Origin of the sequence: Hymenobacter sp. J193 (genome assembly GCF_024700075.1) — a bacterium.
In the GTDB taxonomy this organism is placed as follows: domain Bacteria; phylum Bacteroidota; class Bacteroidia; order Cytophagales; family Hymenobacteraceae; genus Hymenobacter.
Genome location: NZ_JAJONE010000003.1, coordinates 1 through 13,857, shown reverse-complemented (window position 1 = coordinate 13,857; position 13,857 = coordinate 1). Strand labels below are relative to the sequence as shown.

Annotated in this window: 15 protein-coding genes; 6 read left to right on the top strand and 9 right to left on the bottom strand. The window is 58.0% G+C overall.

Going from position 1 to position 13,857, the window contains the following annotated elements; genetic code table 11:
- Positions 1-87: 87 nt before the first annotated feature.
- The 3 genes from LRS06_RS21530 to LRS06_RS21520 form a co-directional block, all read right to left on the bottom strand.
- Positions 88-453: a hypothetical protein gene (locus LRS06_RS21530; RefSeq protein WP_257873466.1), complete on the bottom strand. Its 366-nt coding sequence runs from the start codon at positions 451-453 to the stop codon at positions 88-90.
- Positions 435-737 carry a recombinase family protein gene (locus LRS06_RS21525; protein ID WP_257873465.1) on the bottom strand — a complete coding sequence of 101 codons (303 nt, stop codon included), beginning with the start codon at positions 735-737 and terminating at the stop codon, positions 435-437. Before LRS06_RS21525 ends, LRS06_RS21530 begins: the two co-directional genes overlap by 19 nt.
- 270 nt (positions 738-1,007) lie before the next feature.
- Positions 1,008-1,418: a DUF6331 family protein gene (locus LRS06_RS21520; protein ID WP_257873464.1), complete on the bottom strand. Its 411-nt coding sequence runs from the start codon at positions 1,416-1,418 to the stop codon at positions 1,008-1,010.
- A gap of 564 nt (positions 1,419-1,982) precedes the next feature.
- Here LRS06_RS21520 and LRS06_RS21515 point away from each other — a divergent pair.
- The 6 genes from LRS06_RS21515 to LRS06_RS21490 all read left to right on the top strand — a co-directional run bounded on the left by LRS06_RS21515 (position 1,983) and on the right by LRS06_RS21490 (position 9,153).
- Entirely contained in the window at positions 1,983-4,235 is a 2,253-nt protein-coding gene (locus LRS06_RS21515; RefSeq protein WP_257873463.1) for a hypothetical protein, read from the top strand.
- Positions 4,236-4,283: 48 nt separating this feature from the next.
- Positions 4,284-4,523 (top strand): T9SS type A sorting domain-containing protein, encoded by a 240-nt coding sequence (locus LRS06_RS21510; RefSeq protein WP_257873462.1) that lies wholly within the window; start codon positions 4,284-4,286, stop codon positions 4,521-4,523.
- A gap of 359 nt (positions 4,524-4,882) precedes the next feature.
- Positions 4,883-6,175 (top strand): hypothetical protein, encoded by a 1,293-nt coding sequence (locus LRS06_RS21505; protein ID WP_257873461.1) that lies wholly within the window; start codon positions 4,883-4,885, stop codon positions 6,173-6,175.
- 421 nt (positions 6,176-6,596) lie between these two features.
- Positions 6,597-7,163, top strand: a complete 567-nt coding sequence (locus LRS06_RS21500) for a hypothetical protein (protein ID WP_257873460.1) — start codon at positions 6,597-6,599, stop codon at positions 7,161-7,163.
- 281 nt (positions 7,164-7,444) lie between these two features.
- A complete protein-coding gene (locus LRS06_RS21495) occupies positions 7,445-7,837 on the top strand; it encodes a hypothetical protein (RefSeq protein WP_257873459.1) in 393 nt (130 codons plus the stop codon).
- 782 nt (positions 7,838-8,619) lie between these two features.
- Positions 8,620-9,153 (top strand): hypothetical protein, encoded by a 534-nt coding sequence (locus tag LRS06_RS21490; protein WP_257873458.1) that lies wholly within the window; start codon positions 8,620-8,622, stop codon positions 9,151-9,153.
- Between the two features lie 84 nt (positions 9,154-9,237).
- Here the strand turns inward: LRS06_RS21490 and LRS06_RS21485 are convergent, their stop codons facing one another.
- From LRS06_RS21485 to LRS06_RS21460, 6 genes are all read right to left on the bottom strand, one after another.
- Positions 9,238-10,584, bottom strand: coding sequence for a M20/M25/M40 family metallo-hydrolase (locus LRS06_RS21485; protein WP_257873457.1), 1,347 nt, complete (start codon positions 10,582-10,584; stop codon positions 9,238-9,240).
- 114 nt (positions 10,585-10,698) lie between these two features.
- On the bottom strand, positions 10,699-10,929 hold the full coding sequence (locus tag LRS06_RS21480; protein WP_257873456.1) for a hypothetical protein: 231 nt from the start codon (positions 10,927-10,929) through the stop codon (positions 10,699-10,701).
- A 116-nt stretch (positions 10,930-11,045) separates the two neighbouring features.
- Complete coding sequence (locus LRS06_RS21475; RefSeq protein ID WP_257873455.1) at positions 11,046-11,723, bottom strand: hypothetical protein; 678 nt, start codon at positions 11,721-11,723, stop codon at positions 11,046-11,048.
- Between the two features lie 96 nt (positions 11,724-11,819).
- Entirely contained in the window at positions 11,820-12,437 is a 618-nt protein-coding gene (locus LRS06_RS21470; protein ID WP_257873454.1) for a TonB-dependent receptor domain-containing protein, read from the bottom strand.
- A gap of 70 nt (positions 12,438-12,507) precedes the next feature.
- The gene (locus LRS06_RS21465) at positions 12,508-13,284 is read right to left on the bottom strand and encodes a hypothetical protein (RefSeq protein ID WP_257873453.1); all 777 of its coding nucleotides are present in this window, start codon (positions 13,282-13,284) and stop codon (positions 12,508-12,510) included.
- A gap of 292 nt (positions 13,285-13,576) precedes the next feature.
- Positions 13,577-13,857 (bottom strand): hypothetical protein (locus LRS06_RS21460; RefSeq protein WP_257873452.1); only part of this gene is annotated, 281 nt, incomplete at its 5' end.

Genomic DNA, 13,857 nt, shown 5'->3' with positions numbered 1-13,857 from the left:
GGGTTCTTGTTGCAAAGGACCGTCAAGAACAGCTTCATGGCGTCCGTGTGATAGCAGGTCGAATACCACTAATAAGTCCTCAGTTGATCAACCCGTAGAAGAAGTGGTGTAGTCTGCCGTTTGCGACAAAGGTGACTCTACCTTTAAATACTTATGGACCGTACCCACCGGCACTTGCACGGCGGCGCTGATCTTGCGGACGCTTAGTCCCTCCTGCTGCAACTGCTGGATCCGGGCCACGAGTTCACGCGCCAAGGCCCGGCGGCCGTGCACGTACACCTCGCCTTGTTCGGCCGCCTTCTGCCGCTTCCGCGCTAGGCCCGAGCTCACGTTCTCGCTCAGCCGCTGCGAGTAGTAGCCGGCGGCCCAGGCAATCATGGCCTTCATCAAGTCCTTCATCGGGCCGGTGGTGTTGAGCAGCGGCTCGGCGTAGCTCAGAAGCTTACCCCGCACTGCTCCAGCAGGGAGGTGTGCTCAAATACCTTCTCGATGCCCTCGCGGCTGAAGCGGCTCAAGTCCCACACGCGCACCAGGTCGAACTTGCGCTTCTGCGCATCGCGCATCAGCTCCTGAAAGGCTTTGCGGCTCTCGCTCCTGCGGCCCGAGTCCTGATCCACGTATTCCTTGTAGACCACGTCGCCGGCGCGCTCAGCCTCCCGGCGCAGCACCAGCAGCTGATTCTCCGGATCCTGGTCCTTGTCGGCGGTGGACACGCGGGCGTAAAGCGCTACTCTCATTCCCTGAAGATAGGTGTTCAGATTACCTGTCCGAAAACACCCCTGAAAAACCGCGTTTTCGAGGGCGTAAGGGCAGCCGCGAAAACCGTTCAGAAAAGACCTGTGGCTGTTGCAGAACTCGTCAAGCAGTGTCAAATCGGTTTGTGCTAATCCCAATGCAGGTGCAAAAGGCCCGTTTATGCGCATTGCGGGCTCGCTTCAAGCTCTACACCGCCGGTTGGGCAAGTCAAACCGGGGTTCTGCAACAGCCACACCTCTAATCTGAACAGCTTAGCTGGCTCCTTCGCCAGTCAGTATCGAGAGCAGATGCTTCTGTAATTGCAGGAATGAAGCCCGCGCAAAAAGCTGGTTTAAGCGATGGTGGCAGACAATCGGTTTATCACTCTGGTAAACGGCTTTCTCCATCTGACGAAGCTCCTCCACAACTTCTTGTTTGTTCAGCCCCTGGGCCGCTTTGAGGATGTTGTTCGGCCACCAATCGAAGGCGTACACGCCGCAACACTGTGCTACGCAATCGACTTCCAACTGATTCCAAAAAATATCCAGAGAGGTCAATGCCAACGCACCCGCTTCGGTCGCTTCCGGACGGCCCAATTCTAACATAGCGTCGCTTAATGGATCGAAATCCATCAGGTTAATCGATTCACTAGTACCGATCCGGAGAGAATCTTGCTTGGGCATAGTATTTAGGAAAAGTGAGAGTCAGTACATGTAGCAACTAAAGAGATAAACTATTAAGCTACCAATACTAATGGAACACCTCTTACTAGTAGGTTCAGCGAAACGGTGATAAAGTAGCGACCTGTTTCCGATAAAGTCTAATAGGGCCACGCTAGCGGTTTCTACTTTAGCTACAAGCATCGTCCAATAACCGACCGTGGCTGCTGCAGAGACTCGCTGCAGGTCTGTTGAGTGAGGGTTCAGCGAGCTGAACCAAGCTTCAAAGACTCACGAAGAGGCTTTTATAGGCCCCCTAGGCGTTTGCATATATGGTTATTATGCTACCCCATGACTTCTGCAACAGCCACGACCGTTTTTTGGATGGTAATTACTGGGCTAGATGGGCCGACAGCGGGCTCTACTTAGAACTAAGCAAAAGGCCATAGCTTGCTTGAACGACCCTTTTGTAAGAAGAACCCTTTAAGCCTTATCTTGAGCAGCTTATTCGATTGCAGTTACGGGACCCTTAGCAGCAACGCGCGTGTCTCTGCCTTTCCCCGGGACGTGGCACTCCCCATTCCTTAGATGCACTATCCTTCCTTGGTGGCCCCGCCGGCCGCCTCACGCCTTTTCTTGCCGACTTCGCTGCTGACTTCCTTGCTTACGCGCGGCCGGTGGGCGGGCCAGTGGCTGCCCGCGCTGCTGCTGGGGCTGCTAGTCCTCGCCGCTCCGGCTCAGGCCCAGCAATTTGCCGCCGGCGATGGACACACCCTCATCATCCACGCCAACGGTGCGCTCTGGGCCTGGGGCAACAACCGCCAAGGCCAGCTCGGCGATGGTACCAACACCAATCGCCGCTTCCCTATGCAGGTGGGCACTGGTACCACCTGGGCGAGCGTGGCGGGTGGCGAGTGGCACACCGTGGCCGTGCGCACGGACGGCACACTCTGGACCTGGGGCTACAACAAAAGCGGCCAGCTCGGCGACGGCGCCACCACCCAGCGCATGGTCCCCGTGCAGGTGGGCACTGGTACCACCTGGGCCAGCGGGTCGGCGGGCAACGACCACACCGTGGCCGTGCGCACGGATGGCACGCTCTGGGCCTGGGGCAAGAACAACTCCGGCCAAGTAGGCGACGGCACCATCACCGATCGCAGCGCGCCCGTACAAGTGGGCACGGCCACCAACTGGAAGAGCGTGGCGGCGGGCAACGACTATACCGTGGCCGTGCGCACGGACGGCACGCTCTGGGCCTGGGGTAACAACAACTCCGGCCAGCTCGGCTTGGGCGACAACACCCGGCGCAGCACGCCTGTGCAAGTGGGCACCGCCACCAACTGGGCCAGTGTGTCGGCAGGCAACGACCACACCTTGGCCATCCGGCAAGATGGCACGCTCTGGGCCTGGGGCAAGAACAACTCCGGCCAAGTAGGCGACGGCGCCAGCGGCACCGACCACAGCGAACCCGTGCAAGTGGGCGCCGACACCAACTGGGCCATTGTGGCAGCAGGCGGGTCGCACACGGTGGCCGTGCGCACCGACGGCACGCTCTGGGCCTGGGGCAACAACTACGAAGGCCAGCTTGGCGACGGCACCACTACCGACCGCAGCGCGCCCGTACAAGTGGGCACGGCCACTACCTGGAAGAGCGTGGCAGCGAGCACCAGCCACACCCTAGCCGTGCGCACCGACGGCGCACTCTGGGCCTGGGGCAGCAATAGCAACGGCCAAGTAGGCAGTACGCAACTGCTGCCCGGGGTCCAGCCCGTTCCGGCGCGCATTAGCACGGCCACCACCTGGGCGAGCGTGTCGGCGAGCGAGCGGCACACCGTGGCGATGCGCACGGACGGCACGCTCTGGGCCTGGGGCAACAACACCTTCGGCCAACTCGGTGATGGCACCACTGCCGGCCACAGTGCCCCCGTACAAGTGGGCATCCATATTAACTGGGCCAGTGTGTCGGCGGGCAGAGGCCACAACGTGGCTGTGCGCACCGACGGTACCCTCTGGACCTGGGGCGACGGCATTACCACCGACCAGCGCTACACCCCCGTGCAAGTAGGCACGGCCACCACCTGGAAGAGCGTGGCGGCAGGCAGGTTGCACAGCGTGGCCGTGCGCACGGACGGCACGCTCTGGGCCTGGGGCGACAACCGACAAGGCCAGCTCGGCGATGGCACCACTACCCTGCGCACGGTCCCCGTGCAGGTGGGCACCGATACCAACTGGCAGAGTGTGGCGGCGGGCAACAACCACACCCTGGCCGTGCGCAAGGACGGCACCCTCTGGGCCTGGGGTAACAATGAAAGAGGCCAGCTCGGCGGCGGTACCACCACGGAATACCGTAACAGCCCCGTGCAAGTAGGCACGGCCACCACCTGGAAGAGCGTGGCGGCGGGCAACGACTACAGCGTGGCCGTACGCACCAATGGCACGCTCTGGGCCTGGGGCAGCAACGAAAGAGGCCAGCTCGGCGATGGCACCTTCACTAACCGCAGCGTGCCTGTGCAAGTGGGTACCGCCACCACCTGGGCAGGCGTGGAGGCGGGCTATTTGCACAATGTGGCGCTACGCACCGACGGCACGCTCTGGGCCTGGGGCAACAACGCCGACGGCCAGCTCGGCGATGGCACTAGCGGCACCGTCAGCAGCGCGCCCATACAAGTGGGCAGCGATACCAACTGGAAGAGTGTGGCGGCGGGCAACGAATACAGCGTAGGTGTGCGCAAGGACGGTACACTCTGGGCCTGGGGCAGCAACAGCTTTGGCCAGCTCGGCCTACCCTTTTCAGCGCCGAACCGCTCCTCATCGAAGGCGGCGACGGTTCGCTTCCTTTGAGCCTGCCCAGCTTTCTCGGCCCGTGCCACTGGCCTGAGGGCAGCCCCTGTGCCACTGGGCAGCGGAGCCATCCTCACGTTGAACTTCACCCTGACTGCCCCGCTGGTGGCCGCGCCCCTGACCCTGACCGACGTCACCGGCCGCGTGCTGCTGCGTCGGCTGGTCAGCGCCCCGGCTGGCCCTGCCACGCTGGTCGTGCCCGAGCTGGCTGGTCGCCCCGCCGGCCTCTACATCGTGCGCCTGGTCATCGACGGCCGTCCCGCCCAGGTGAAGGTGGTGAAGCAGTAAAGCTACTCGTCACCGTTCCATATGGGTAGGCCAGCTACCCAAATTAAGGTAAAGTCATTGTAACGCGAATAGAGTTAGTTTTCTACTGAAAAAGCCGTTCCGGGTGGGGCGGCTTTTTTGGCTAGTGCCGGTAGCGACCCCGACCCAACCGGGAAGATAAAGGTGGCTCACTTTCTTGGGGCCAAATAAACTGACAACGGGTCCTTCCCAGAACTTGTCTGAAAGACCATACCTTGCTTAAACTATCCTATTTCTGAACTCAGCCCTAAGCACAGTCCGCTTTCCCTCACTACCGAACATAAAATACCACCCATCTCTATTCACGAACGATGACTAAAATCCTACTTTACTTATTCCTGTTGCTTGCATTTATTACCACCTCCTGCGAATCCGTTGAGCAAGAGCCTGCCCCACCGCTTACCACCAGTATTGCCCTGCAAGTTCCTCAGCTAGCAAATGATAGTACCGCCGTGCTCACCTGGTCGGCGCTCAATAACCCCGACCTGAAGGAGTACCATATCAAGCGATGGGAAATCCTCAACGATCCCGACGCTGATACCTTCGCCGTGCGCCCCGCCACCCTTGTCGAACCTACCGTTTCCTACCTCGACGCCACCATCCCCTACTCGGACGATGTCCTCTACCAGGTCGTTGGCGTGCTGGCTTCAGGCCAAACCATCGAGAGCAATACCGTTACTTTCCACCGTCCCAACGTCCACATTGCGCGCGCCCATATCCGCGATGTGCTTTTCGACGAAACCACCCGCATGCTGTACTTCGTTGGCCCCACAGGCACCGTTAGCCAGTACAGCCTGGATGGGCATCAGATGATCAAAACCATCGAAGTGGGCATGGGGGTCAACTATGGCAGCTTGAGTACATTCCAGGGCCGACGGGAGCTCTATTTGCCATTCGACGATGGCATCGTCCTGATTTACGACGCGTCCACCCTCACCCAGGTCGATAGGCTGCGGGTTTACACTATTCCTACTCCCCACGGCCTGAGTTCTGTGCTGGCCAGCAATGGCCAGCTCTACATCAGTACGACGCGCTACATCGGTCCCACCATGCGCGTCTACGACCGGGCCACCAAGGCTCAGCTGCCTTACGAGGACAGCCGCGATGGGCACAACCAGCATCTTTACTTGGTTCCCGGCTCCAGCAGCGAGGTGCTGGGTATGGGCATGTCTACTTACCCCATGCCCCACACCTACTATAGCTTCACGCCAACCGGCAACTTCCTAGGCTCTCAGCGCAACAGCTCCCACCGCCTCCACACCTCTGATGGCCGTGTTTTCGCCTTTTTCCCCGATGGGCAGCACTACATCACTGGGGCTTACGGCGACATTTATCACAAAACGACTACGCATCAGGCCAGCCTGCCGAACCTGTCCACTATCTACACCTGCTACGGCCCCGACGCCGCCACCCAAACCCTCTACGCCGGTACCACCGACCGCCGCCTCTACGCCTTCAACCTGCAAGCCCCCTACTCCCTAAAGCGGCAAATCAAAACCCGCTTTTACCCCTTCAAAATCTTCAAAGACCCCGCCGGCGGTTTTATCCTCCTCAGCATTGACACCCCCGTCAACGACTTCTTCGCTTCCACCTACTTCTACGACGCCAAAGTCCTTATCGAGCACCTCGACTAAGTGCTCGTGCCTTCACGCAAACGCCCCGGGCAGTAACCTGCTGGGAGCGCTCGCACGGACCCTATAAGATATAATTAGTCTCTTGCTATAGGAATCATCACTAATCCTGTATCACGTGTAGGTTCAACAGGAGAGATAGCTTGATTCGTTACTGCTGATGGCGGGATTGCTAATAATCCCAATGTAAAAAGTCAAGCTGATGTAGATCAGCTACATTATGGAGGTGATCATACTGGCTCAACCGTTCCTGCTTTTTATGCAATGCTACCTGCCTACCAAATCAGCGCAGCCAATATAAATTCTTTGGGAATCGCCTTATACCTAGCATTATGTCAAGAAAGGATTCCGTGAAGCGCCTCCGCGCAAGTGAAGAAGTAGCTCTCGCTTTTGTACACTTCCTGGCCTTGCGTAGCTTCACGACATGATGGAGCAATTCAGTGCGCTGTATCCTACCGGCACCGTTCGCTATAGCCAAACCACCTACTTAGAGTTGACTACCGCCGTAGAGGTCCACCGCATTGATTTTCACCGCAAGGTAGCCGCTACTCTCAAGCGAGGTACTGGCGGACCGGTAAGCTATCACGGCGAGCACCCCGCTCTAACCTATTACAATGGTCCCCTCGCGGCCCTGACCGTTCGGGCACCTAAAGGGTTGCCTGTCGGTTTTCTAGCAGCCTTTTACAAGCGCTTTGTGACCCTAGCGGTGGAGTGGCAGGCGTTCCTTCCTCTGTGGAGTGGGGTACAACGCAACCAGCAGTGGTTAGGCGAATACTTACAGCAAGGCCACCAGCACACGTTCTACCTCCCCACCGAAGTGACCCATGAGCTTCAAGCACTCTGTTGGTTATTTGAGGTGGAAGCATCCTACAGGGAATGGCAGGAACTGCTACAATCACGATACTTCGTACCGGAACCGTTGAGGATTGCTCCCCCTTTCAAAGCGTTGTTCATAGGGCAGAACTATGTCATCGCCCGCGACTTTTTGTAAGTACCCTGCGGTAGTAGACCTCATGTCCGATACGTCCAATTACGTTAAGCGATAATTCTGTCAACAGGCATTCGTTGGCAAAACCATTGTCAGGGTGTGGTGTCATCTGAAAAGACCCGACTTTAGGTTGAACGCAAGAATATCTGCAAGAAGTAAAGTATTAAAATGGAGAACATTTAGATTTATTTCGGCATATTTCGCCCGCCATTGTTTGCGATTAGCAGTAATGGCAATATTGCTTTTTCACCATAAAAGGACAGGTGCCTTTCCTGCTTCCACTCATGCCGACCGCACGCACTATCTACGACGAACCCCAAGGCTGGCAGCACCTCCAGACTTGGTTTGAACGCAATGACGACCCTAAACGACCCTGGAATGTTTCGGCCATCAGCCGGCACGTGCGTCTGCCTCAGGCAGTAGTCCGAGCCCTGCTGAAAGGTCCGAAAGGGGCCTTTGGTATGAGCCGAACGGCCTTTACCGTCCAGCGGCTTCGCTTGTTTCAGCGCATGTTCCGCACCTACGGCTACCGGGTTTCGGTAGCGGAAGAGCTAGGCACGGATGGTAACTGCCGCGGCTATGTAGCAACGAGTGGCATCCAATTGGCGCCTTATGCCTTTACGGGGCCGCCGGAACTACGAAGCGCTCGGGCTGACGACGACGAAGACGATGGCTAACGCTCGGCAACAGCCCATTTGCAAACCCTGGCCTGACGGCCGGGGTTTTTTGCTTTAGATGGGTCTTTCTACATTTGGGCGTTGCCCAATGTCTTCATTCTTGCCGCTTCACAACCTGAACAAGCCGTTTTTCATGCCTAAACCTTCAGTAGAGTTCCCAGGCCAGGCCGTGCCCATTGCGCCGAATGCCCGCACGTTTGCTGAAATGGTAGATTCCAAAAAAAGCACCGGTACGCACTATCACGGATCGATTGGGCATGACGTTTCGCACCTATCTGAAGCGGCGCAAAGATCCAGCAGGGCTGAGTTTGGCGGAGGTATTTCGGTTGGCAGACTGGCTGGCGGAGGCACCCGAAAAAGTGCTGGCGGAGCTGATGATGCATACCGTCCTGGACTCCACTTTTGGGCCCGGGCATTACGCGCCATCCGAACGGAATTGACCGGACAGGGACAAAATAGGGGCTACTTTTCTTACCCGATTAAAAAGTAGAATTAATACTTTGTGTATTATCTATTAAAATATTATGATATGCCGATTATTGTTGCTATACTCATACTGCCAACCTGTTTTGGCTAATTTTATAAAACTGACTTGGAACCCATGAAGACCAATTCTCTCGGTTACTTAACCTTAACTTGTCTTCAACTGGTATTGATTTCAGCTAGTTTGATGAGCTGTAATCAGAACGATAAAGTATACGATACCCTCCACCCTATAGAGGGAAAACAAAAGCGCTCCTTTAAAATTTACTGATAAGCAGCTTACGAAATTGACTTCGGCATTGGCTATTGCTGAAAATTCTATTAATGACTCTCTATTTAGGAGGATTCTCATTGCTCAATCAACTGCTGGAGTCTATGAATGGGATCATGATCGGTTAGAGGAGGTTCCTGAACAACATCATAAAGATCCTGTTACCTTCTTCCTTTCTGAGTTTCGGTCGCGCGGCTTGCCGACGGTAAAGCAGTTTGTTGCTAAAGACGGCTATACTGACGACGATGTCACAGGAAGCACAGTAGCTTGTTCAGAAAAAATCAACTTCAATGTTGACAATTTAGACAGGACCTCTCGCACCCCTACTTATGTTGCAGGCACTATAGTGCATGAAAGAGTGCATAGTTTTTGTTATCAGCATAGAACTAATGATTCAAGTGAAGATTTCAACTTATGTGATTTCGCATATCATGCAGGACATTTAGCCATCGTTATAGCTCAGTACAGAGACAATAACTCACAACCCATTACCAAGCCGTCAATAGAAATATGTGCTTCGCTTGTCAAACGTCTTAAAGATGAAAAAATTATAATAAGGTAGCTTTTGATGAGGCCTGCCATCTTGCACTTTGCAAGAAAAAGGGAAGCCTGCTCCAGGCTTCCCTTTTTGTCCTCGTGCCGACTATTATAACGCCCGCAGAATGCCGGCGAAATAACAATACGTCTGCGTGAAGCTGGCAACGGAGACGCATTCGTTTTCACCGTGCATCCCCTGAGGGTCAGTAGTGGGGGAAAAGCGGTATATATCCGTCGTAAGGGGCTGAAAGTGCCGGGCATCGGACTGGGCAACGAACAGAAAGGGCGTGGTAACCACTCCCGGCACCAGTTGGTGCAGCTGCTGGTCAATGAGGCGGTAGCCCAGCGTTTCCGTCGAAGCCGCCGCCGTCGGTTCCGAGACCGGGCCCACGGGCCGGACCTGAACGCGCTGATCCGGCAACCAGGCCCGCACCTGCGCCAGCGTGCCGGCGGCCGTAGTGGTTGGCAGTAACCGTAAATTCACTATGGCTGAGGCCGAAGCCGGGATGACGTTATCCTTCATACCCGCCTGGAGAACAGTGGGCGCAATCGTCGTGCGGACCGCTGCTGCGCCGGCAGCCGTTGCACGGTAGGCGCGCAGAATAAGCGGCCGCAACAGCCATTGATTGGCAAAGGCTACCCGTTGGCCGAAGGGCAGGTGAGGCCCGACGTGGGTGGCAAAGTCCTGCATGGCCGGGGTCAGCTGGGCGGCAAACTCCTGCTGCTGGAGCGAGGCCACGGCCCCGGCTACCAACCCGACAGCCGACTCTTTTTCCGGCATGGCCGCATGCCCACCGGCAAGGCTGGCGCTCAGCTGCAGGGAGAGATAGCCTTTCTCGGCAGTGCCAATCAACGCAACCGGGCGACCAACCATGCCCGGAACCTTTCTGCGCGTGATGTAGCCGCCTTCATCCAGTACGAAGGCCGGGCGGATGCCCCGCCGCTGCAGCAGCTGCGCTACCTGGCGCGCGCCGTGCATACCGCCAACTTCCTCATCGTGGCCCAGCACCAGAAAAACGGTGCGCCGGGGCTGCTGGCCACGCAGAAGGGCACTTTCTACGGCTTCCAGCAGCGCCACCGCATTAGCCTTGTTATCCGTTGTGCCACGCCCCCAGATGGTATCATGAGCCTGTACGGCCCCAAACGGCGGGTATTTCCAGCGGGGCAGCGTGGCCGTATCTACCGGGACCACATCATAGTGCGCCAGCACAATAACTGGCGCGGCGGAAGGCTCCTGGCCGGCCCACTCATAGCAAAGCGAATAACCGCCGACAACCTGGCGGCGCAGTGTCCGATGCAGTAGCGGGTACGTGCGCTGCAGCAATCGGTGAAAGCCCAAAAACTGGGACGTATCCGCCACGTTGCCCGAACGATAGGATTCCGTGCGGAGCCGCACGGCTGCCTGCAGGTGCTCAACGGCGGCGGCCGGCAGCTTGGCCACGACCGGGTTTTTCACTGGTGCCGGCGGGGAAATTGGCGTAAACCGAAGGGTTCTAAACAGGACCACGGCCCCGAGTAGGGCCGTGGCTACCAAAAGGACAAGAAGAATAGAGCGAAGCATGGGCGCAAGTTACATGAAGCGGCGTAGGGTGCTGCTGACGGCCCCGCGGTTGAAGCGGCGCCGGAAACCGGGTATCGGCTGAAGCACAATATGTAGGGTCTCTCCTTGGCCGATCAGCAGCTGCTGGGCGTAGTAGCCTTCGAAGACAACAACCACGGCGCCATTGCCAGTGGCCGGTACCGGCAGGCAAAATCTGCCCAGGGAATCCGTAATGCGTTCCTGGGGAAACAGCCCCCGCAAGGCACGGAGACGCCGGAAAGCGGGTTTGTCATTTCGTCGGTTACAGAACCAGTCAGCCATCGACGAGCCGGCCGCTCAGCGCTGGGATAGAGGCCGGCCGGGGCGGCACTGCTGCTTCAGTAGGGCATTCCAGCCCAACGCCGGCAAGCCAGAGACGGGCGAGTAAGGAACCGAGATGATAGGGTAACATCTGGAGGGCAGGGTAAATAACACTCAGGGGTTGTAGTGGAAACGACCGTCGAGCTGGGCAGCACGGGCGTAGGCTCCACGACGGCTGCCGGCGCAGTTGGTGCGATGGGGGTCGGCGCCGGAATCGGGTGCAGAACGGCGATGTAGCGATATGCCCCCTTCTTGCCACTGTAGAGCGTTAGGCTGTAGATAGCTGTTTCATATCGCTCACCCTTACCCTCAGGCAGTAAACGGGTGTAGGCTCCAATTTTCATCCGCTTCAGTTCCCGCCGCAGTGGCTCGAAGTTGCGCGCCAGCTGAGTTTTGAATAGCACGTCCGTTAGATTGCCCGGCATTGGCCGGAGGCTAAGCCAGAATTCAGGCGTATCACCATCCAGACTATCCGTAGCCATTAGCTCGGTTGTCCAGAAAACTTCGGGAGACATATCCACGTGGCCTTGGTAGGTCCAACCAACCGGCAGCAGCACGGTGGTCATTTTTGCCAGTGGCAAGCCCTGTGGAAGCGTGCTGAGCTTATGCAATTGTTCCAACGGTAGCGATTGCCCCTGAGCCGTTGCAGTTGCCATACCTGCTAGGATGGCTAACCAAATGCGCAAGTGTTTCATGGTCGAGGGTATAATGGTACTGGCCCGGCGAGTGGGTACCCGCCGGGCCAGTACCGGCTAGAAGTTATTTCAGCTCAACGGTTAGGCCCAGATAGGCTAACCGGCTAATCTGAGGGCCGCCGTAGACCTGTATGTTGGTCGTGTTGGCCAGGTTAAGCCCCCGGCCTGGACCGTCGTATGATACTTGCTCAGGTGGTAACCAACCTGCGCATCGAGGGAGGAGTAGGCCTTCAGCTCACCGGCAGCAAACGGCGACTCAAATAAATGGCCTTCGGCCCAGCGGTAGTTGAGCGAGTAGTTGAAGGCCTTGCCTACTTCCCCGTAAGCGCCCAGGTTGAACTTGTGCCGGGGCGTGTTGTGGTACGCTTGGAAGCGCTCAGGCAGGCGCTTGCGCTCCAGCAAACTGAGCGTGTAGTTGCCCGTCAGGTTCAGCTGCTTGCGGGGCGTGTAAGTCAGCGAGGCCATGCTGCCGGAGGCGTGCACCTGCTGGGCCGCGTTGGCCTGCACCTGGATCACGCGCGTCGGGCCGGTCTGCAGCGGCCGCGCCCCGGTGGCCGCCGCCGCCAGCTGCGCCGGCGTCGGACGGCTCCCGTCTATATTGGAAATCAAGCGCACTTGGCCAATGAAGTCCTGATAGCTCGACCGGTAATAGTTCAGATCAAGCACGACATTTGGCACGACCAGCCCCTTGTAGCCGATTTCCCACGTGGCCACAGCTCCGGTTTGAGCCGGTCAGCATTCAAGGCGTAGGTGTCCAGCGTTTCCTGGGCCGTAGCAGGATTGCTCAGTATAGAGCCAAGGGAGCCGGCAACGGCGGTGCTATAGCCCTGGAAGCCATTGCTGATGTTGCCCAGCAGCAAAACCGGGAAAGATCCAGGCTCAGGTACTGGCCTTGCTGGGTTGGAGTCCGGTAGGCCTGGGTTATAACTGGCCCGCAGGGTTGTGCGTCTTCGCCTTGTCGAAGGCAAACACAGCCGAGCCCCGAGGGCGAAAACACCGGCCTAAAGTTTTTGCTGTCATCGACCCGCCCGGCAGCCGTGAGTTTCAGGCGGTTCTGCAGCAGCTCTTTCGAAAGTTGGAGGTATGCTCCAAACTCATCGTTGATGATGCGCTTGCCGTCCTGATCAGAGAAGAGCATGCCATCAGAACCCAGCCGGTACTGGCGGGAGGCACCGCCGACAACCGCGTTCACCAGCTTTGATTGATAATCGTACTGCCCCGATACATCGTTGAGCAGTGAGCTGGGGTTGATGCGGGAGCCCACGCCAGGCGTTGCGTCATTCACTACCCGCAGGCGGGCCTCATTAAACTCGGGGAGCCGGCCGTAAGCTGGAAGGGGGCGGCCTGCGCGCGGGCGGCCTGCTCGGCCCCGGCCGTGTTGCCGGCGTTGGCCGGAGTTGGCCAAAAGCGTGTTGTAGGCCAGGGCATAGGCCCCGAAGTACTGCTGGGCGTAGCTCAGCCCAGCTTCGCTGCGAGGGTCCTTCTGGGTTTGGATGAAGCTGCCGGTGAAGGGCAAATCATAGGAGTTCTTGCCGAAATCCTGGGTCTGGTAGGCCAGCACAAACCAGCGGTCACTTTTCAGCTCCGCCCGGAATTGATTTGTTGCAAAGTTGGATAGACAGTAGCGGTTGGTAAACTGGTAAGCCGTCGTGCCCTGGGCCCCGCTTGAACTCCACCATTGCTTTCACCTTGTCCGTCACCAAAAATGAAGGGGAAGGGACTATGCGGTAAAGCATGGCCTTGTCATCGCCGTCGATGATTTCGCATTCGGTCCAGCCGGGCATGATACACAGTCTTGCCGTTGAGCGCCCCGCCCGTGGGGCCGCAAGTGGTGCCCACGTCCCCGTAGCGGTTCACCGCGTCGTAGCCAGGCCCGAGCCCTGGGCGTTGTTGCCAGGCGCGTAGGCCGCCGTGAGCAGGTCGTAGGTGGCGGCAATCCCTCCTGGCCCGTGGCGTAGCTGCCCGTCAGCGAGGGCCCAGCGCTGGCTTAGGCGCGGGCGTAGCGCAGCTGCCCGTCCAGGTAGCTGCGCGTGCCCCCTTTGCAGGCTTACGCTGAACCCAGGTGCTGGAACGATCTTTCGAGGGTGGTCAGCACCACGCCGTTGAAGGCGTTGGCCCGTACAGGGCCGAGGAG